Source organism: Faecalibacterium taiwanense, from assembly GCF_036632915.2.
GTDB lineage: Bacteria > Bacillota > Clostridia > Oscillospirales > Ruminococcaceae > Faecalibacterium > Faecalibacterium taiwanense.
The window spans coordinates 2,885,444-2,904,011 of record NZ_CP155552.1 but is presented as its reverse complement, the minus strand read 5'-3'; the positions used below and the strand labels follow the sequence as shown (position 1 = coordinate 2,904,011).

The following is an 18,568-nucleotide window of genomic DNA, read 5'->3' as shown; positions in this document are numbered from 1 at the left end:
GCCAGTACATCCGAGGAAGAATCCACGGACGAAGAACTGGTTCACACTCCGGCTCCGCAGGAGCAGACTTTTCCACAAAGAGTGAATGAACCGTTGAAAATCGACCGTCAGCAGATTCTTGATATCGCAAACAGCCGCTATGTACCCAAACGACTTGCCGATGGGACTGCGATGCTTTGCGAAGTATCGGGAGCCGCCAACAGTATGATGCGCCGCTGGGAAAGCGTTTTCCGGGAATATCCCGACATTCTGTCCGATGCAGAGAACCGTGCATCCGTAGGACGAACGATTCAGAAATTGAGAGACTACCTGAAAAATCTGGAAGATAAGATGGAGGAACTGCTATGAAGAATATGAACTGCGTCAACACCATGCCTGAGATCATGCCCGAAATCACCGATGAAGCCATCATCGAAGCCCTCTTTGCCCAGCGGCCTTACGAGGAAAAGGTTATCAACAGTGCCTTCCTCGAAATCCCTGCCGACTACCAGCGGGGTCTGAGCATCCCGAATGTTGAGAAGATGTCGGCTGAGTTCACTGAACTGATCGCCAACCCTCCCAAGGTCAGCTACCGGGACGGGCATTACTTTGTGTTCGATGGTCAGCACACCATTGTAACCCGGAAAACCATGAACGGCGGTGCTGACCTTCCCATCATCTGCAAGGTGTACACCGGGCTGACGAAAGAGGAGGAAGCAATTCTCTTTTCCAAGCAGACCGGCGTTTCCAGACCTCTGACTGCTGGCGCAGAACTTCGTGCTGCACTGGTCGGCAAGGATGCACAGTCCATCGCATTCCTGAATGCCACCGAAAGCACCGGCTTGCAGCTTGGTCTGGATGCCTATCGCGCTCCGTGGAAGATCATTTGCATCCGCACCGCCTTTAAGGAGTACAAGACCTATGGCGCAGACCTCTACAAAGAAGCCCTGACCATGCTGGCAAAGGGCTGGGAGGGTGACCCCGATTCCCTCCGCTCCGGCATCCTGCGGGGCATGGTTCGCTTCGTGGCACTCTATCAGGGCGAGTATGACCCGGAACGTCTGGTGAAGCGGCTGCGTACCGTTCACCCCATGACGCTGGTGCGTGATGAAAAGGCCATGAGCGGCACCGTCAGCTACAAGTATATGATGCTGATTCTTCGCACCTACAACGGCTCCAGCCGCCGCTTCAATCTCCCCATCAAGCAGTGACATTTTCGCCTTTCTAGGCATACTCCTTTTCCTGCAAGAGCCGCCTGCCAAAAACGGGCGGCTTTTGCTACATATAGAAGGATAGGAGGTCTGATAGCTATCATACCAAAAGACTGGAAATACCTCAGAGGGGACATTTACTATGCAGACATGGAGCCGCACATCGGCTCCGAGCAGGGCGGCACCCGCCCTGTGGTGGTTCTGCAAAACGATGTAGGGAACCGCTATGCGCCTACCCTTATCGTGGCGACAGTGACTTCCCGCACCGAGAAAAAGAAATACCAGCCCACACACGTTCTGATAGCCCACAATACAGCCTTTGAGAAGCCATCTGTGGTTCAACTGGAACAGATCTTCACGATAGACAAAAGCCGCATACAACGCTTCTTGGGGCGGACTACGCGGAACGAAATGCGCCGGATCGAAGAAGCACTTCTGAATAGTTTGGAAATCAATGAATGGGACAGGAGGAATGCCGATGAATGAAAAAGTGATGGTATCGCCGGAGATCCAGAGCGAAGCAGTTGTACTGCCGCAGATCGTCAGCATCAAGCAGGCAAGTCAGCGTATGGGCTTGCCTGAATATTACATCCGCCGCCTTTGCCGGGAAGTGCCGGGCATGGCATTTCAGTCGGGCATTAAATGGTATATCAACCTTGGAAAAATGGCTGACTACTTCAACGGTGGAACGACAACTTCCTGACTTGTCAAGGATGCGGGCATAAACTGCGACATCCTAAAAATTAACCGCCTGAACTGCTATACTCATTGTGACAGAGATAACCACCACACAGAAAGGACGGTAAATATATGGCATCCATTAAGCTGATCGAACCCAAAAAGAAACCCCGGTATTACCAAATCACCGCAAATGTTCTGGTGAACGGCAAAATCGAACGTCGCTATGGTCGGTTCGATTTTGACCCCACCGAACTGAAAAACGCTCGTGCGCGCAACGCTGCTGCGAATGCTGCCGCCGCTGAATTTGAGCGGCAGGAACAGGAAAAGGCCGATAAAGAAGCCAGCAACGCAGGAAAGACCTTTGCGGTTGTAGCGCAAGAGTACATAGCTTCAAACCGTTCTCGGATGGCTCCCTCGGTTCGTCTGAAAGGTGACTATGACGCAAACCGCAACAAAGAGAACACTAGCTTGAAAAAAGAAAAGTATCTTCAACGCATCCAAAGTTACCCGGAATTTTCTGAAAAAGCGATTGGGACGATTACCCGGCAAGACTGCGATGCAGTCATTCGCTTTCTGGAAGATAGTGATGCACGCGTTTATAAACGTGCGGTTTTGAAGCCAGAATCTAAAGAGTTCAAAACGGTGTCTTGCCCTAAAATTGCGAAAAAATGCACCATCCGAGAGGAAACCATTGAGCGGATTTTCCGTGGTGAAACGGTTTCTTTGGACTCGGCACAACAGGTGGCAATGGCTTTGGGTAAGACCGTTGGGCAGATGTTTGAGGTGGAGATTGACCGCCGCCCCATGACGAAAAAGACGATGCGAGAGTACAATCTGTTCATTCGGTCAGTCCTGAACTACGCCAATGATAACTATGGAACATCACTTCAAATGCCAATGATAAAAGCATCTGGGCGAAAAGGAAAATCTGTGGACTGCTTACATAGTGATGAAGTAGAAGCCTTACAAGTGGCTTTGAAAGAGTGCTCCATGCTGGAAAAGGCAGTCGTTTTGTGCCTGCTGAACACTGGTGTCCGGCGTGGAGAACTGGCTGGTCTTACATGGAAAGATGTGAATTTCCGTGATGGAACAATCCATGTGTCAAAATCTTTGTTGGTTTTCCCTAATTATGGCTATCAGCTTACCACAACGAAAGAAAGCAACATCCGTGATGTGGATGTTGCCCCGGAGTTTATGGCCTTTTTGAAGGACTATCACGAACAGTGGAAGTCCAGAAAAAAGCTGATGGGTGCAAGCTGGCAGAAAAATCTGGAAAAGAAAGGTGCTAAGTACGCACAGTCGCTTCTGGATTTGCGTGGGAATGACTTTGTGATCTGCAACGACTACGGCTTTCCCATCAACCCCGACAGCTATGCAGCACTGGTGCGCCGGGTCGGGAAAAAAGCGGGCATCGAAAAAATTCACCCGCATATGTTCCGGCACACCTTCGTCAGTATCCTGCTGTCCAATCCAAACATCGGTGTGGCAACGGTGGCCGCAGAAGCCGGACACGCGCAACCCAGCACGACCCTTGCAATCTATACGCAGGTCTACGACAGGCGGCGTGATGAGATTCGGAAGCAGATGAGCAAGGAACTGTACAAGTGAGATTGCTCCATCAGGCAAAAGAAAAAGCACGAGACGCAAAATCTCGTGCTTTTTTGGTGGGCCATGAGGGATTCGAACCCCCACTGGAGCGGTTATGAGCCGCCGGCTTTAACCGTTAAGCTAATGGCCCTTATGAAATTTGAACGTACCTGTGAGGGACGTTCAAATGACCCTTCGTAGGTGAAAAGTAGGTGAAACCGCTTTTTTGAAGTTTGAAACTTCAAAAAATAACGAAAAAACGCTGTTTTGAAAAGGTGGAAACGGTAAGGTCTGGCGGTTATGAGCCGCCAGCTCTGACCAACTGAGCTACTAGCCCGCATATTCTGCGCTGCGGCACTTACAAGTATACCAAAAACAGCGCAAAATGAAAAGCATTTACACAAAACTTTATTTGGTACGGTGGGCATCCAGCTTCTGCTGCATAAAACGATCAAGCATTTCCTGCGGGAACAGCGGCTCCTTGTAGCCAAAGGCCTCGCGGATGAAGATCAGGGTCACTACGGTCTGACGACCGGGGTCCAGCCGGAGGGTATACAGGGTGTCCAGCGGCTGCTGGGTGGGCTGGTGCAGGGTGAGATGCAGCAGAAAGCCGCCGTCCTTTTCCCGGCGGCACTCGTACACGAACTCGTCGGCATCCCTGTGCTCGTCCAGCCGGTCGAAGCACTCGTCCAGCGGCAGGTCGGTGCGGAACTCCGAAAGGCCGGCGGGGCCGTACTGGCTGCGGCGGGTATTCTCGCGCCGGGACAAAAGAAAAACGATCACGCCAAGTACGGCGGCAAGCAGGACAATGGAAACTGCGGCGTTCATGAAGATCCTCCTGAAGAGTTTTTCTTATTGTAACACAACCCGCATACTTTTGTGCTATAATATTTTTAATTCTTTGAAAATTTTGTCAGGAGCCTGCGCACTGCTGCAGGCGGGAGGAACACAATGAAGCTCAAATTTACACGCAAGACCTGGTATTTTTTCCTGCTGGCGGCAGCGGCAATGTCCATGCTGGGCGGCTTTGCCGTGCTGGGCGGCATGGATTTTTCGGGGCTGGAACTGATCGTGTTCTGCATCACCGGCATTGCAGTGCTGTTTTTGGCCGCACAGAAGGGTGCTCCCGCCAAGGATAAGCGCAGCTACACGCTGGTGTTCGTGCTGCTGATGCTCAGCAAGCTGGCTGCAGGCGGCTGGGCGGGCGACCTGTGCTCGGCACTGGTGTGGCCGGGCCTGCTTGCCATCGAGTACGGCCACGGCAGGCCCGTTCAGCGCCCGCTGCAGCTGGTGTGCATCTCGGAAGCGCTGCGCCTTTTGTTCTGGCTGCTGACGAAGTATGCGGGTATGAGCGCCCTTGCCTTCTGGACGAACATCATGTTCGTGCTGCTGGCCTGCGCCCGGGGCTGGGCAGCGCTTGTGCTGTATAAGACCCAGGAGGAGACCCTGTGACCCAGCGGCGCAAGTCCAAAAAAACGGAAGCGGAACCGCGCCGTGTGAACCGGCGCACCTTTCTGGCGGGGGCCGGTGCTGCTGCCTGTGTGGGTGCGGGGCTGTGGCTGCGCAGAAAAAAGTTTTCCAAACAGGACAAAACGAAAGCAGAAAAACACCCTGTTGAGAACCCTGCCCTGCCTGCAGGCGAGTGGCGGGCCGTATGGGTGAGCTATCTGGAATGGGCAGCAATGGATTTTTCCTCGGCGGATGCCTTCCGCGCCGGGTGCGTGCAAATGCTGGAAAACTGCGCGGGCCTTGGGCTGAACACGGTGCTTGCGCAGGTGCGGCCCTTCGGAGATGCACTTTACAAAAGCCAGCTGTTCCCGTGGAGCCACCTGTGCACCGGCGTGCAAGGGCAGGACCCCGGTTTTGACCCGCTGGACATCCTTTTGCAGGAGGCCCACGGGCGAGGCCTTTCGGTGGAGGCGTGGCTGAATCCCTACCGGCTGCGGTCCTCTGCAGCCATGCCGCCGAATCTGGCAGAGAACAACCTTGCCAACACCCACCCGGAATGGGTGTGTGCAGTGGGCGACGGGCTGTATCTGAACCCGGCCGAGCCTGCAGCGGCGGACTATGTGGTGCAGGGCGTGGCCGAGCTTTTGCAGAACTACGCGGTGGACGGCATCCACTTTGACGATTATTTTTACCCTACGACCGAAGAAAGCATCGATGCGGCGCAGTTTGCGGCCAGCGGTGCGGCAGACCTTGCAGCATGGCGGCGGCAGAACGTGACCGCTCTGGTCAAGAAGGTGCACGACACGGTGAAGACTGCAGACCCGACGCTGCGCTTTGGCATCAGTCCGCAGGGGAATCCCGACAACGACCTCAACAGCCAGTACAGCGATGTGACGGCGTGGCTGGCTGCGGGCGGGGAAGAACAGGTGGTGGATTATCTCTGCCCGCAGATCTACTGGGGCTATGGCTACACGCTGCAGAGCGGCAGCACCCGATTTGCCTTTGAGAACATCGTGCCCGCGTGGCTGGCGTACCCGCGCGCAGAGGGCGTGGCCCTGTACTTCGGGCTGGGCGCGTACCGCGTGGGCGCAGGTGACGGCGGCGCGAACCCGGACAGCGTGAGCGGCTGGAGCACCGGCGATGTGCTGGCCCGGCAGGTGCAGGACCTGCGCAGCCAGAACGCGGGCGGCTGGGCGCTGTACCGGTACGGCAGTCTGTTTGGTGCGGGCGCACCGGAGCAGGCCGCTGCCGAGTGTGCTGCCCTGCGGGCGGTCACTGGCAAAGAAACGTAAAATCGGGCGGCAAACCGCACAAAAAGAAAAGCCCCGGCGGGGCTTTTCTTGCAGTACGGCACAGGACAAACGTCTTGTACAGCGCCGGAAAATGCGGTATACTATATCTGTATCTGCTCTGTACAAGAACAGGGCGGAAGGATGAAAAACAAAGAGAAGCGCATTGCTTCGTGAGGAAACGTATGAAGATGAAAAAAAGGATCGTTGTGCTGCTGATGGCGCTGGTGCTTGCAGTGGGCCTGATCGGCTGCAAGGACACCCTGAAGAGCATCGTGCACAAGGCATCGGGCACTTCAGACGAAGTGCAGGAAGAGGACACTACCCGCTGGGCCGACCAGACCGGTGATCCGCTGATCATTCAGGGCATTGCAGACTCCTCAGCCAAGTTTGCCACGGCCACGGCGGATGGCTGCCTGTATGCAGTGTTCAACGGCATCTGGAGCCGCCAGACCAGCTACTTTACCGTGCCCTCCGGCACGCTGAGTATTATGGGTTGCGGCACGGCTGAGGGCACCCAGCGGTTCAAGGTGGCCGTGTGGAAAAAGGTGGACGGCGGCGCAGAGTATGTGACCGACAGCACCTATTATATCCATACCGACGGCACCGACTACCGCTGCACCATCTCCGGGCTGGACCCGGCGGCGCAGTACCGTGTGACCATCTCCTATGACTCCAGCAAGTACTACCTGTACGGCCTGCTGAAGGTGGAGGGCATTGGCTGATGAACACACAAACCAAGAACTCTCTGCTTTTGCTGCTGTGCTCCCTTATTTGGGGCACAGCCTTTGTGGCCCAGAGCGCCGGTTCCGGCATGGGAGCCTACAGCTTTCTGGCCGGGCGCAGCTGGCTGGCTGTACTGGTGCTGATCCCCACGGTGATGGTGTTTGATGCCATCCGCCGCAAAAGCGGCACCGATGCAAAGCCCAAAACTGCTGCCGAGAAGAAAAAGCTGCGGGCGGCAGGCTTTGTGTGCGGCACCCTTCTGTTTGCTGCTTCCGCTGCACAGCAGATCGGCATTACCATCAATCCGTCCACGGCAAAGGCTGGCTTCCTGACCGCCATGTACGTGGTGCTGGTGCCGGTGTTCGGCCTGTTTCTGGGCCGCAAGGGAAGCGCGCAGCTGTGGGTGAGCATGGTGGTAGCCGTGCTGGGCCTGTATCTGCTGTGCATGAAAAACGGCTTTGGCAGCATCGAATCCAGCGACTGGCTCCTGCTGAGCTGCGCGGTGCTGTTCAGCTTCCAGATCATTGCGGTGGATCACTTTGCCCCGCAGGTGGACGGCGTGCGGCTGAGCCTTGCCGAGTTTCTGGTGGTGTCGGTGGAAAGCACCGCTGCGGCTCTGCTGTTCGAGACACCTTCCGCAGCGCAGTTCGCGGAGAATGCGCTGCCGATCCTCTACTGCGGCATCATGTCCAGCGGCGTGGCCTACACCCTGCAAATTCTGGGCCAGCGGGACCTGAACCCCGCCATTGCCAGCCTGATCATGTGTCTGGAAAGCGTGTTCAGTGCGCTGGGCGGCTGGATGCTGCTGCACCAGAACCTTTCTGCCCGGGAAGTCTTTGGCTGCGTGCTGATCTTTGCTGCCGTGGTGCTGGCCCAGCTGCCGCTGGAAATGCTGCACCGGGCAAAAAAGACTACCTGACCTCATGGCGGGCAGAAAGCAGGAGACACAGCTGCGCACGGCAGGCGGCATCCAATACGAGCTGACCCGCAAACGGGTCAAGAACCTGAACATCCGTGTGCGGGAGGATGGCACCGTGGCGGTGAGCATCCCCCTGCGGACGAGCGCAGAAGCGGCAGACCGTTTTGTGGCCGCACGCGCCGACTGGGTGCAGCAGGCCCGGGAACGTGCCATGCGGCGCGCAGCGCAGGAAGCGCGGTCTCTGCCGGATAAGGAAACAGCGCTGGCCTATTTTACGGCCATGAGCGATAAGGTCTACCCGGCCTTTGCCGGAGTGCTGGGCGGGCACAAGCCTGTTATCAAAGTGCGCAGCATGACCAGCCGGTGGGGCGTGTGCTTTATGGCAAAGCGGCAGATCACCTTTGCTTTGCAGCTGTATCATATGCCCCCGGCGGCGCAGATTTATGTGGTAGTGCATGAGTACTGCCACTTTTTGCAGCCCAACCACAGCCCGGCGTTCTGGGCCGAGGTGGCAAAGCTGCTGCCGGACTGGAAAGCCCGGCGGGCGCTTTTAAAGTGACTAAATAGTGGGAAAGCGGATGCGGGCAGTCACAGACCGGCCCGCATCCGAATTGTAAAACAGGAGGGAAGTTCCCTTGGAAAACGAAAAAAAGTCCGGCGATAAATATTCAAAGCTGGCCGGCAACACATTGATCTTTGCAATTTCCAGCTTTTCGTCAAAGCTGCTCACCCTGATCGTCCAGCCGTTCCTGACCTATGCAATGGCGGAGATCTCCGATCTGGGCCTTTCCAAGATCCTGAGCCAGTACGCGAACCTGCTCATCCCGTTCGTGTCCATGGGCATGTCCAACGCCATCATCCGCTTTGGTCTGGACAAGGGCAACAGCGAAAAACAGGTGTTCACCAACGGCCTGCTGACCATTCTGGGCGGCTTTGGCATTCTGGTGCTGTGCTGGCCCATTGCGCAGTTCCTGCCCGATATGGCACAGTACGGCCTGCTCATTTACATCTATGTGCTCATGAGCTGCCTGCGCACCCTGTGCACCCAGTTCGTGCGCAGCCGCCAGTGGAACAAGCTGGTGGCCGTGGACGGCGTGCTGTGCACCGTAGCCACTATGGCTTTCTACGTGCTGTATCTGGTGGGCTTCAAGTGGGGTGCCAACGGCTACCTGCTGGCCATCATCAGCGGCGACCTTTCCAGTGTGCTGTTCCTGATGTTCACCGGCAAGCTGTGGAACTATGTGGAGCTGAAGGGCATCAACAAGGATCTGTGGAAGCAGATGCTGCGCTTCTCGCTGCCCATGATCCCGGCACAGATCAGCTTCTGGATCATCAACGCATCCGACCTGTTCTTTGTGCGTGAGATGTGCAACGGTCTGGACGGCCGCGACGGCAATGCATGGAGCGGCCTGCTTTCCACCGGCTATTTCCTGCCCACCATCCTTACTACGCTGGGCCTGATCTTCTACGATGCATGGCAGCTTTCCGCTGTGACCGAGGAAGAGGGCCGCGCAAAGTTCTTTACCAAAATTTTCCGCACCTATTCCAGTGTGCTGTTCTGCTGCGCAGCCGGTATCATCTGGCTGTGCCGCCCGGTGATGCACGTGATGAAGTCCAACTACTACTATGCATGGCACTTTGTGCCCTTCCTTGTGCTGGCTTCCACCTGCAGCTGCTTCAACCAGTTCATGAACAGCGTGTATGTGGTGAATAAAAAGTCCGCCCGCAGCATGATCACCATGATGGCGGGTGCTGTGAGCAACTGCATCATGAACTACTTCTTCATCAAGTGGTGGGGGCCTGTGGGCGCTACCTATGCGTCCTTCCTTGGCCTTGCGCTGGTGTTCACCCTGCGCGCCATCGATGCCCACCGCATGATCGGGATGCAGGTACATCCGGGCCGCGTGCTGGTGAATGCGGCTGCGCTGGTGATCGAAGCCTTTGTGCTGCTGGCCGAAACGCCGCTCTATGGCCTGTGGACCGGCATCATCACGGCGCTGATCATCCTGTACAACTTTGCCGGTGTGTGGGCCATGGCCCGTGTCCTGCTGCCCAAGCTTCTGGGCCGCCGCGGCAAGGCACTGGTAAATGTGATCGACGGCTGGATCGCACCCAAGAAAGCATAACAGCATAACTGAAAATAAACGCAGAAAGTCCCCGGAACGCTGGTTCCGGGGACTTTTTCAGCAATCGGGAAAACTTTCAGTGCCGGGCATTTTTGCCGGTCAGGCTGGCAAAAGTGCCGCCAGCCATTAGGGCAAAAAGTACCGCCATTCCTCAGAATGACGGTAAAACGGATGCGGCAGATCAGGCAAGATGCTTTTCCAGCCAGCTGCCGATATCTTCAAACACTTCCTGATGGTTCGTTTCCACCAGCAGTTCATGCCGGGCACCGGGGTACAGCTTGCACTCAATGTTCTGCACACCGGCGTCTTTCAGGCTCTGGATGGCACGCTGCACGCCCTTGCCCTGTTCGCCCACCGGGTCGGCATCGCCAGCCAAGAACAGCAGCGGCAGGTCTTTGGGCATTTTTGCAAGGAACGCCGGGTCGTGCAGGCGCAGGATGCCGCTGAACATGCTGTAGTAGGCGTTCAGCGTAAAGGTAAAGGTGCAGCGTTCGTCGGCCAGATATTTGTCCACCTCGGCCTGATCGCGGTTGAGCCAGTCGTGGGTGGTGCGGCCCTCCAGCCCTTTGTTGTAGCCCATAAAGGACATGTTGGCCACGAACTTGCTGCGGTACTGCCAGCCATGAAAGACCGCCAGCACCCGGCAGAGGGTCTTGGCAAACTGCACCAGTGCCTTGGGCTGGAAGCCGGTGCCCATGATGATGGCTCCGTCCAGCTCATGGCCGTATTCGCATAAATACTGCCGGGCATAGAACGAACCCATGCTGTGCCCCAGCAGAAAATAAGGCACGCCCGGGTACAGCTCTTTGGTGCGCACGGTCATGGCGTGCAGGTCGGCCAGAACGGCGCGGTTGCCGTCCGGCTCGGCAAAGTAGCCGTAGTCCGCTTTGGTGCGGATGGAGCCGCCGTGGCCCAAATGGTCGTGGCCGGTAACAAGAATGCCCCGCCCGGCCAGATATTCCGCCAGCGGCTTGTAGCGGTCAATAAATTCCACCATGCCGTGGGACAGCTGCAGAACCGCCTTTACTTCACCCTCCGGCACACAGCGGAAGGCATGCAAAGTCCGCCCCGGCACAGTGGACGGGACGGTGAAATCAATCATCTGGCTCATAGTAGAGCCTCCTTTTTGTGTGTTTTACAGTGCACCGATCTTGCGGCGGCAGGCCGGGCAGATGCAGTAGCCCGCAAACTGCACCGAAGACTCATCCACCTCGCCGCAGAAATCGCAGCTGCCGGCGGGCCGATGCTTTTTGAGCACGATGGAGTCGCCATCCACAAAGATCTCCAGCTTGGTGTCAGTGTCCAGATGCATACTGGTGCGCAGCTCCTTGGGCAGAACGATGCGGCCCAGCGCATCGATGCCGCGGACGATACCGGTACTTTTCATAGTATTCCATTCTCCTTTATCCTTTTCCTGTGATAGCCAGTCTGTGACACAATAGGAAAATTGTTCCAGTGGCGCTATGCTCAGTATACAAAAAATAACAGGGTTCGTCAATGATTGCGTGACATTTCGACAAAAAACAACCTTTTATGCAACTTCTTCCGGCTTGTTCTCCACACGGGCGCTGGTGCGTCCCTCGGGACGGATCTCTCCAGCGGCAGTCAGTGCGATCTTGTTCAGCGTGGGGCCTGCCAGCTCATACACCAGCACCGAGAACAGCACCACGTTGCGCACCATGTGGCCGTCCGAGAGCTGGGCGGCTGTGGCAGCCATGCCAAGTGCCACACCGGCCTGCGGCAGCAGGGTGATGCCGAGGTACTTCTGGATATCATCACTGCAGCGGGCCCGCGATCAGCGAAAGGAAAGAACGAAAAGGGAAAACGCAGCACAGCCAGAAAAAACGTATATACGTCCAGTATACTATCCGCCCAGACAAAAAGCAACCGGAATATGGAGCCCCGGCAAAGAGCTCCGGTCGGGCAAATAAAAGAAACTCCTTCCGTCATCGCTGCGCGATGCCACCTCCCTCACGGAGGGAGGCTCTGGCGAGAAGGAGAGGTGTTCCATTCTGCCAAAGGCTCCCTCTTTGAGGGAGCTGGCACGGCGTAAGACGTGACGGAAGGAGTAAATTCCAAAGAATCAGTTGAACTTGAAGACCTTGCGCAGCTGGCGGTAGACGCCCAGAGTGAGCTTGTCGCCGCCGGGGAACTTCAGGTCGGTCAGACCGCCCAGATTGTAGCGCACGGCGCGGTAAACACCGGTGCTTACGTGGTCCTTGAGGTACTGCCACAGCCCGGTGCGCTTGGCCTTTGCCTCGTCGCTGCCGTCCAGCAGCAGGAAGATGTCGCTCACGGCCATCATCACGGACAGATAGTGCACCATGTAAGCGTGCAGACGTTTCTGATCCTTCAGCTCATCCAGATCCTGACAGTCGATCATGTGCCGGGTGACCCGCAGCTGCTGATCCACCCGCTTTACCATGATGCTCTCGTTCACGCTTTGGTCGGCACGGCCAATGAAGTAGCGGTACAGATCCAGATCCATGTAGTACATGCTCTTGACATAGGGCAGGGGCTGGTAGACAAAAATGTTGTCCACATAGAAGGTGTGCTTGGGCAGCACCATGCCGCACTTGCGCAGCACCTCGGTGCGGTACATCACCGAGTGCATCAGGATGTTCTGGTCCGGGCGGAAGTGGCCCACATGGGTCCAGTTGAACAGGCGGTTCTGCGGGAACACGTTGGTGTAGCGCACGGTCAGGGTGGTGTTGTCCTCCACATGCTCATACACGTAGTTGCAGATCATCATGTCCGGCGCGGTGCCGCGGGCCACCAGAGTGGTCAGGCGGGCCAGAACCTTTTTCAGGGCGTCGGTGTCCAGCCAGTCGTCGCTGTCCACTACCTTATAATACAGGCCGGTGGCGTTGCGGATGCCCTGATTCACACCCTCGCCGTGGCCGCCGTTTTCCTGATGGATGGCCTTGACGATGGTGGGATATTTGGCGGCGTACTCGTCGCAGATGGCAGGGGTATCGTCCTTCACGGAACCGTCGTCCACAAGGATGATCTCGGCCTGCTCTCCGGCAGAAAGCAGGGTCTCGACGCAATGGCGCATATATGCCGCCGAGTTGTAGCACGGAACGGCAAAGGTGATGAGTTTCTGCTGCATAAGATGATTGCTCCTTTTTCTATCAACAGTCGGCGCATAAAACACGCCGGGCATGGAGTTATGTGCTCCTATTATATCATTTTCGCGCCTGAAAAGCTATCATTTGCAAAAAAATTACCTTTGACATTTCGTGCTTTTTGCCAAAAAAACGGCTCTGCACCTGCGCAAAAGCCCGGCTTTTGTGGTATACTAATATGGTTTTGAAGACATTGCGCAGAAAAAACCTATTCTATGATACGGAGGGACCCATGGAAAACCCGCACTCGATCTTAAAAAAGGTATTCGGCTACGACAGCTTCCGCCCCGGACAGGAGGACATCGTCCGGCGGCTGCTGGACGGGCAGGATGTACTGGCGGTGATGCCCACCGGTGCGGGCAAATCCATCTGTTATCAGGTGCCGGCGCTGCTTTTGCCGGGCATCACCATCGTGGTGTCGCCGCTGGTCAGCCTGATGAAGGATCAGGTGGGGGCACTGGTACAGGCCGGTGTGGCGGCGGCCTTTTTGAACAACAGCCTGAACGATAACCAGAAGGCCCTGATGCTGCGCCGCGCCCGGGAAGGCTGGTACAAGATCATCTATGTGGCACCGGAGCGGCTGGAAATGCCCGGCTTCCAGCGGTTCGCACAGGAAAGGCCCATCAGCATGGTGACGGTGGACGAGGCCCACTGCATCAGCCAGTGGGGGCAGGACTTCCGGCCCAGCTACCTGCGCATCAAAGCCTTTGTGGACAGCCTGCCCAGCCGTCCGGTGGTGGGCGCGTTCACGGCCACGGCCACCGCCCATGTGCGGGACGACATCCGGGAACAGCTGGCCTTGCACAAGCCCTACGAGGTGACCACCAGCTTTGACCGGCCCAACCTCTATTTTGAGACCCGGCGCGCCCTGCCCAGCCAGAAGCCGAAGGAGCTGCTGGATCTTGTGCTGAAAGAGGGTGACAACGCGGGCATCGTCTACTGCAGCACCACAAAGCAGGTGGATGAGACTGCCCGCCTGCTGCAGAGCCGCGGTATCCGGGCTGCGGCCTACCATGCCAAGCTGGACGCGGATACCCGGCGGAAGAATCAGGACGATTTCCTCTACGACCGGGTGCAGGTCATGGTGGCGACCAACGCCTTTGGCATGGGCATCGACAAGCCCAACGTACGGTTCGTGATCCACTATAACATGCCCAAGGATCTGGAAAGTTATTATCAGGAAGCAGGCCGTGCAGGCCGCGATGGACAGCCCGCCCGGTGCACGCTGCTCTATTCCGGCACCGATGTGCGCACCATCCGGTTCTTCATCGAGAAGGAGATGGAGGCAGACAACGGCCTGCCCGCCGATGTAAAGGCCGAAGCTGCCCGCAAGGCCGAGGAACGACTCAAGTACATGACATTTTATTCCACCACGCAGGATTGTCTGCGGGGATTTCTGCTGCATTACTTCGGCGAAGCTGCACCAAAGAAATGCGGCAACTGCTCCTGCTGTCTGGCCGCAGAGCAGGAAGCGCAGCTACAGGTGGAGTATTCCCGGCGGCGCGCGGCGGATAATGCCCGCCGCCTGACCGAGAAGCCGCGCCGCACAAAGGCGGTGGCAGGCGAGCTGAGCGAGTTTGACGAAAAGCTGCTGAATGCCCTCTATGCTCAGCGCAAGCGGCTGGCCGGAAAGCAGAATATCCCGGCCTTTATGGTGTTCAGTGATGCCACCCTGCGGGAGATGGTGGAGAAAAAGCCGCTGAGCACCGACGAACTGCTGAATATCAGCGGTGTGGGCGAGAAGAAAGCCGCCCGCTACGGCAATGCATTCCTGCGCATCATCGAGGATGCCGTGGGCAGCAGAGAATAAAACAAAAAGAAAGCGTCCAGTTTTCCACACGTTCCGTTCAGGAAGTGGAAAACCGGACGCTCTTTTCTGTTGTGTTTATTTTTCCATAGTATGGGTGGCGAACACCTTTTCGTCCTCCCACCACACGGGCTCCCCGGCGGCAAGGGTCTTTTTCACATCCAGAAGACGCTGGTTGCTGCTGCCGCGGAACCGCAGGGAGATATCGTGCTTTGCCTGCACGAACTCGCCGTCCACCAGCACATCCAGCAGGCTCAGCAGCTCGTCGGTGGCTTCACACCGGGCAAGACTTGGCTCTTTGCCGGTCAGCTGTTCCCAGGTGTAGCCGGAATAGCACCATACCGTTTTGTTCGGGTACAAGGCCTTGAAGTTGCGCACGAAGGGCAGCAGCTCCCGCTGATTTTCCGGCTCCATGGGTTCGCCGCCCAGCAGAGAAAGACCCGCGATATAGTCCGGCTGGCAGGATGCAAACACTTCGTTGCGGGTGGGTTTGTCGAAGGGCTGGCCATAGTCAAAGTCCCACGCCACGGCGTTGAAGCACCCCGGGCAGTGGTGGCGGCAGCCGGACACGAACACGCTGGTGCGCACCCCCGGGCCGTTGGCAATGTCATAGTATTTGATGGTTGCGTAGTTCATAATATGATTCCTGTACTTTACAAAGAAATGGAAGCCTGCCGTTGCGGCCCTTCCGGTGAAAATACGTTTGGAGCGGCCCGCAGGCCGCTCCAAACGTGAAATCAAAATAATAGTTCTACTGTTATATCGGGTTGCGGCACCCAGAATCCGCTTCGTGCCTTGAGCGGCACTCGCGTCTTACTGGCCGCGGCCCCAACAGCTCCTCCCTGCTTCCGCCGCAGGCGGCGGTCGTCGCCGTTGCAGAGGGCATTTGAATCGTAATTACAGATGCAGCACGCGGTCCTTGATCTCCTGCGTGCGGCCCTGATTCCAGAACTGGGTGCCGATATAGCCACAGGTGCGGCGGGCAACGTTCAGCTTGTTCTGGTCGCGGTTGCCGCACTTGGGGCACTCCCACACCAACTTGCCGTCATCCTCCACGATCTTGATCTCGCCGTCATAGCCGCAGACCTGACAGTAATCGGATTTGGTGTTCAGCTCCGCATACATGATGTTGTCATAGATGAACTGTAGCACACTTATGACGGCTTCCAGATTGTCCTGCATGTTGGGCACTTCCACATAACTGATGGCACCGCCCGGGGACAGGCGCTGGAAGTCGCTCTCGAACTTCAGCTTGGTGAAGGCATCAATCTGCTCCGACACATGCACATGGTAGCTGTTGGTGATATAGTTCTTGTCGGTAATACCGGGCACGATGCCAAACCGCTTCTGCAGGCACTTGGCGAACTTGTAGGTGGTGGATTCCAGCGGGGTGCCGTAGAGGGAGTAGTCGATGTTCTCGGCCTTTTTCCATGCGTTGCACTTGTCGTTCATGTGCTGCATCACGCTCAGAGCAAAGGGCTTTGCACCGGCATCGGTATGGCTCTTGCCGGTCATATACTTCACGCACTCATACAGGCCGGCATAGCCCAGACTGATGGTGGAGTAGCCGCCGAACAGCAGCTTGTCGATCTTTTCGCCCTTCTTCAGGCGGGCCAGCGCACCATACTGCCACAGGATGGGTGCGGCATCGCTGGGAGTGCCCAGCAGCCGCTTGTGCCGTGCCTGCAGTGCGCGGTGGCACAGGGCCAGACGCTCGTCGAAGATCTTCCAGAACTTCTCAAAGTTGCCCTTGGAGGAGAGTGCCACATCCACCAGATTGATGGTGACAACGCCCTGATTGAATCGGCCGTAGTACTTGGGCTTGCCGGTCTCGGGGTCCACATAGGGGGTCAGGAAGCTGCGGCAGCCCATGCAGGTGTAGCAGTGGCCTTCGCCGTTTTTGTCCACCTTGAGCTCCAGCATCTTCTTTTCGGAGATATAGTCGGGCACCATGCGCTTTGCGGTGCACTTGGCGGCCAGCTCGGTCAGGTAGTAATAAGGAGTGCCGGGGCGGATGTTGTCCTCTTCCAGCACATAGATCAGCTTGGGGAAAGCGGGGGTGATCCACACACCGGCCTCGTTCTTCACGCCCTGATAGCGCTGGCGGATGGTCTCCTCGATGATGATGGCAAGGTCTGCCTTCTCCTGCGGATTGCGCGCCTCACCCAGATACATGAACACGGTGATAAAGGGAGCCTGACCATTGGTGGTCATCAGCGTGACCACCTGATACTGGATGGTCTGCACACCGCGGTTGATCTCGCTGCGCAGGCGGCGCTCCACGATCTCCTTCTTGCGCTCGGCAGAAACGTCCAGACCGGCCATTTCCACTTCTACCTCAGCGGCGATCTTCTTGCGGGAGACATCCACAAAGGGGGCGAGGTGGGTCAGGCTGATGCTTTGGCCGCCGTACTGGTTGGATGCCACCTGTGCAATGATCTGGGTGGCGATGTTGCAGGCGGTGGAGAAGCTGTGAGGCTTTTCAATATAGGTGCCGGAAATGACGGTGCCGTTCTGCAGCATGTCCTCCAGATTCACCAGATCGCAGTTGTGCATGTGCTGGGCAAAGTAGTCGGAATCGTGGAAGTGGATCAGACCCTCCTGATGGGCCTTGACGATCTCCGGGTCCAGCAGCAGACGGGCGGTCAGATCTTTGGAGATCTCACCGGCCATATAGTCGCGCTGTACGCTGTTCACGGTGGGGTTCTTGTTGGCGTTCTCCTGCTTGACCTCTTCGTTCTGGCACTCGATCAGGCTCAGGATGCGCTCATCGGTGGTGTTGGTCTGGCGCTTCAGGCTCTGCACATAGCGGTAGGTGATGTAGTGCCGGGCCACATCATGTGCCTTGATGTCCATGAGCTGGTTCTCCACCATATCCTGCACTTCTTCCACGCTGACGGCGCGGTTCAGCGCCTGACACTGGTCGGTAACAGCAGCGGCGATCTGGGTGATCTGGTCCTTTGTCAGACGGCTCTGACCGCTCACAGAATCGCTGGCCTTAGTAACAGCGGTGATGATCTTGGTGATATCAAAGGGGACCTCTGCACCGTTGCGTTTGATGATCTTCATCGGCTCTCCTCCTTAACAAATAAAGCACAGTGTGAACGGGTATCTCTTACAATAAGAGATACCCGTTTTGCGCACACGATATCCAACAAACTGAATGTAACTCTATTCTATCACTATCTAGTGGCAAGTCAAGGAAAATACCACTACATTTTGCGTTTTGGAGTTTTAGCCAAAATTCATGGATAATTTTCAGGATAAAATCTGAGCCAAGACCTCTTGACAACGCACACCTGTTTCCGAGGTGTAATATCGCAAAATATTATACGGCGAAAGCTTTATAATACATTATATAAGCAAAGAGAAAGGGCATTTGTGCCAAGCTGCACCAAAGCAGCTGCGGCGCATATACCTCACGGTCAGATGCCGTTTCCGGTCGTGTGCAAAAAAGAATGGAAAAAATCCGTCAAAAAGTGTTGACAAGGAGGCAGGGGTGTGGTATTATACTTGAGCGCCAAGCGCTGAGGCAAAAGAATGACTTCCGAAGCCTCAGCAGGAAGCCCTTGAAAAGAACCAATAGACGCTGAAAAGTTTTGCGGTTGCGAAAGCAATGAATCGCCCCAGTGGGGCGTTCAAGCAAACAGAGCGGTCTTGCGAAAG

At 56.5% G+C, this 18,568-nt stretch carries 19 protein-coding genes and 1 tRNA gene; 12 read left to right on the top strand and 8 right to left on the bottom strand.

What is annotated here, in order from left to right:
- Nucleotides 1–81 precede the first annotated feature (81 nt).
- From PXT33_RS14495 to PXT33_RS14475, 5 genes are all read left to right on the top strand, one after another.
- The gene (locus tag PXT33_RS14495) at nucleotides 82–348 is read left to right on the top strand and encodes a hypothetical protein (RefSeq protein WP_347070400.1); all 267 of its coding nucleotides are present in this window, start codon (nucleotides 82–84) and stop codon (nucleotides 346–348) included.
- The gene (locus PXT33_RS14490; protein WP_270195063.1) at nucleotides 345–1,190 is read left to right on the top strand and encodes a DUF6551 family protein; all 846 of its coding nucleotides are present in this window, start codon (nucleotides 345–347) and stop codon (nucleotides 1,188–1,190) included. The genes PXT33_RS14495 and PXT33_RS14490 overlap by 4 nt, the downstream gene beginning before the upstream one ends.
- A gap of 150 nt (nucleotides 1,191–1,340) precedes the next feature.
- The gene (locus tag PXT33_RS14485; protein ID WP_347070399.1) at nucleotides 1,341–1,676 is read left to right on the top strand and encodes a type II toxin-antitoxin system PemK/MazF family toxin; all 336 of its coding nucleotides are present in this window, start codon (nucleotides 1,341–1,343) and stop codon (nucleotides 1,674–1,676) included.
- A complete protein-coding gene (locus PXT33_RS14480; RefSeq protein WP_097777023.1) occupies nucleotides 1,669–1,893 on the top strand; it encodes a hypothetical protein in 225 nt (74 codons plus the stop codon). The genes PXT33_RS14485 and PXT33_RS14480 overlap by 8 nt, the downstream gene beginning before the upstream one ends.
- Before the next feature lie 107 nt (nucleotides 1,894–2,000).
- Nucleotides 2,001–3,479: a site-specific integrase gene (locus tag PXT33_RS14475; RefSeq protein WP_270195062.1), complete on the top strand. Its 1,479-nt coding sequence runs from the start codon at nucleotides 2,001–2,003 to the stop codon at nucleotides 3,477–3,479.
- A 54-nt stretch (nucleotides 3,480–3,533) separates the two neighbouring features.
- Here the strand turns inward: PXT33_RS14475 and PXT33_RS14470 are convergent.
- Both PXT33_RS14470 and PXT33_RS14465 read right to left on the bottom strand, forming a co-directional pair.
- Nucleotides 3,534–3,609 (bottom strand) — tRNA-Ile (locus PXT33_RS14470).
- Between the two features lie 257 nt (nucleotides 3,610–3,866).
- Complete coding sequence (locus PXT33_RS14465; RefSeq protein WP_044953353.1) at nucleotides 3,867–4,286, bottom strand: hypothetical protein; 420 nt, start codon at nucleotides 4,284–4,286, stop codon at nucleotides 3,867–3,869.
- A gap of 123 nt (nucleotides 4,287–4,409) precedes the next feature.
- On the opposite strand from PXT33_RS14465, the gene PXT33_RS14460 reads away from it, so the two are divergent.
- The 6 genes from PXT33_RS14460 (at nucleotide 4,410) to PXT33_RS14435 (ending at nucleotide 9,967) form a co-directional block, all read left to right on the top strand.
- Complete coding sequence (locus tag PXT33_RS14460; RefSeq protein WP_332376836.1) at nucleotides 4,410–4,910, top strand: conjugal transfer protein TraD; 501 nt, start codon at nucleotides 4,410–4,412, stop codon at nucleotides 4,908–4,910.
- The gene (locus PXT33_RS14455) at nucleotides 4,907–6,199 is read left to right on the top strand and encodes a family 10 glycosylhydrolase (RefSeq protein WP_332376835.1); all 1,293 of its coding nucleotides are present in this window, start codon (nucleotides 4,907–4,909) and stop codon (nucleotides 6,197–6,199) included. The genes PXT33_RS14460 and PXT33_RS14455 overlap by 4 nt, the downstream gene beginning before the upstream one ends.
- Before the next feature lie 182 nt (nucleotides 6,200–6,381).
- A complete protein-coding gene (locus tag PXT33_RS14450; protein WP_332376834.1) occupies nucleotides 6,382–6,921 on the top strand; it encodes a hypothetical protein in 540 nt (179 codons plus the stop codon).
- Complete coding sequence (locus PXT33_RS14445) at nucleotides 6,921–7,841, top strand: DMT family transporter (RefSeq protein ID WP_332376833.1); 921 nt, start codon at nucleotides 6,921–6,923, stop codon at nucleotides 7,839–7,841. The genes PXT33_RS14450 and PXT33_RS14445 overlap by 1 nt, the downstream gene beginning before the upstream one ends.
- A gap of 4 nt (nucleotides 7,842–7,845) precedes the next feature.
- Nucleotides 7,846–8,400, top strand: coding sequence for a M48 family metallopeptidase (locus tag PXT33_RS14440; RefSeq protein WP_097774138.1), 555 nt, complete (start codon nucleotides 7,846–7,848; stop codon nucleotides 8,398–8,400).
- 76 nt (nucleotides 8,401–8,476) lie between these two features.
- Nucleotides 8,477–9,967, top strand: a complete 1,491-nt coding sequence (locus PXT33_RS14435) for a lipopolysaccharide biosynthesis protein (RefSeq protein ID WP_154261213.1) — start codon at nucleotides 8,477–8,479, stop codon at nucleotides 9,965–9,967.
- A 181-nt stretch (nucleotides 9,968–10,148) separates the two neighbouring features.
- Here the strand turns inward: PXT33_RS14435 and PXT33_RS14430 are convergent, their stop codons facing one another.
- The 4 genes from PXT33_RS14430 to PXT33_RS14415 all read right to left on the bottom strand — a co-directional run bounded on the left by PXT33_RS14430 (nucleotide 10,149) and on the right by PXT33_RS14415 (nucleotide 13,079).
- Nucleotides 10,149–11,078, bottom strand: coding sequence for an alpha/beta fold hydrolase (locus tag PXT33_RS14430; protein WP_120081344.1), 930 nt, complete (start codon nucleotides 11,076–11,078; stop codon nucleotides 10,149–10,151).
- Nucleotides 11,079–11,102: 24 nt separating this feature from the next.
- A complete protein-coding gene (locus PXT33_RS14425) occupies nucleotides 11,103–11,354 on the bottom strand; it encodes an AbrB/MazE/SpoVT family DNA-binding domain-containing protein (RefSeq protein WP_005938917.1) in 252 nt (83 codons plus the stop codon).
- 144 nt (nucleotides 11,355–11,498) lie between these two features.
- On the bottom strand, nucleotides 11,499–11,696 hold the full coding sequence (locus PXT33_RS14420) for a hypothetical protein (protein WP_294648605.1): 198 nt from the start codon (nucleotides 11,694–11,696) through the stop codon (nucleotides 11,499–11,501).
- Nucleotides 11,697–12,050: 354 nt separating this feature from the next.
- Nucleotides 12,051–13,079, bottom strand: a complete 1,029-nt coding sequence (locus PXT33_RS14415) for a glycosyltransferase family 2 protein (RefSeq protein ID WP_154261215.1) — start codon at nucleotides 13,077–13,079, stop codon at nucleotides 12,051–12,053.
- A gap of 248 nt (nucleotides 13,080–13,327) precedes the next feature.
- Between PXT33_RS14415 and PXT33_RS14410 the strand changes: the two genes are divergently transcribed.
- Nucleotides 13,328–14,905 (top strand): RecQ family ATP-dependent DNA helicase, encoded by a 1,578-nt coding sequence (locus PXT33_RS14410; RefSeq protein WP_332376832.1) that lies wholly within the window; start codon nucleotides 13,328–13,330, stop codon nucleotides 14,903–14,905.
- A 75-nt stretch (nucleotides 14,906–14,980) separates the two neighbouring features.
- On the opposite strand, the gene nrdG is transcribed toward PXT33_RS14410, so the two are convergent.
- Both nrdG and nrdD read right to left on the bottom strand, forming a co-directional pair.
- On the bottom strand, nucleotides 14,981–15,538 hold the full coding sequence (gene nrdG, locus PXT33_RS14405; protein WP_118528346.1) for an anaerobic ribonucleoside-triphosphate reductase activating protein: 558 nt from the start codon (nucleotides 15,536–15,538) through the stop codon (nucleotides 14,981–14,983).
- Between the two features lie 261 nt (nucleotides 15,539–15,799).
- Nucleotides 15,800–17,971, bottom strand: a complete 2,172-nt coding sequence (nrdD, locus tag PXT33_RS14400; protein ID WP_005938935.1) for an anaerobic ribonucleoside-triphosphate reductase — start codon at nucleotides 17,969–17,971, stop codon at nucleotides 15,800–15,802.
- Between the last annotated feature and the right edge of the window lie 597 nt (nucleotides 17,972–18,568).

Excerpts from the sequence above, each read along its gene's own strand:
- PXT33_RS14490 (WP_270195063.1), top strand. The coding sequence starts at position 345 with ATGAAGAATATGAACTGCGTCAACACCATGCCTGAGATCATGCCCGAA.
- PXT33_RS14485 (WP_347070399.1), top strand. The coding sequence starts at position 1,341 with ATGGAGCCGCACATCGGCTCCGAGCAGGGCGGCACCCGCCCTGTGGTG.
- PXT33_RS14480 (WP_097777023.1), top strand. The coding sequence starts at position 1,669 with ATGAATGAAAAAGTGATGGTATCGCCGGAGATCCAGAGCGAAGCAGTT.
- PXT33_RS14475 (WP_270195062.1), top strand. The coding sequence starts at position 2,001 with ATGGCATCCATTAAGCTGATCGAACCCAAAAAGAAACCCCGGTATTAC.
- PXT33_RS14465 (WP_044953353.1), bottom strand. The coding sequence starts at position 4,286 with ATGAACGCCGCAGTTTCCATTGTCCTGCTTGCCGCCGTACTTGGCGTG.
- PXT33_RS14460 (WP_332376836.1), top strand. The coding sequence starts at position 4,410 with ATGAAGCTCAAATTTACACGCAAGACCTGGTATTTTTTCCTGCTGGCG.
- PXT33_RS14450 (WP_332376834.1), top strand. The coding sequence starts at position 6,382 with ATGAAGATGAAAAAAAGGATCGTTGTGCTGCTGATGGCGCTGGTGCTT.
- PXT33_RS14445 (WP_332376833.1), top strand. The coding sequence starts at position 6,921 with ATGAACACACAAACCAAGAACTCTCTGCTTTTGCTGCTGTGCTCCCTT.
- PXT33_RS14440 (WP_097774138.1), top strand. The coding sequence starts at position 7,846 with ATGGCGGGCAGAAAGCAGGAGACACAGCTGCGCACGGCAGGCGGCATC.
- PXT33_RS14430 (WP_120081344.1), bottom strand. The coding sequence starts at position 11,078 with ATGAGCCAGATGATTGATTTCACCGTCCCGTCCACTGTGCCGGGGCGG.
- PXT33_RS14425 (WP_005938917.1), bottom strand. The coding sequence starts at position 11,354 with ATGAAAAGTACCGGTATCGTCCGCGGCATCGATGCGCTGGGCCGCATC.
- PXT33_RS14415 (WP_154261215.1), bottom strand. The coding sequence starts at position 13,079 with ATGCAGCAGAAACTCATCACCTTTGCCGTTCCGTGCTACAACTCGGCG.
- PXT33_RS14410 (WP_332376832.1), top strand. The coding sequence starts at position 13,328 with ATGGAAAACCCGCACTCGATCTTAAAAAAGGTATTCGGCTACGACAGC.
- nrdG (WP_118528346.1), bottom strand. The coding sequence starts at position 15,538 with ATGAACTACGCAACCATCAAATACTATGACATTGCCAACGGCCCGGGG.
- nrdD (WP_005938935.1), bottom strand. The coding sequence starts at position 17,971 with ATGAAGATCATCAAACGCAACGGTGCAGAGGTCCCCTTTGATATCACC.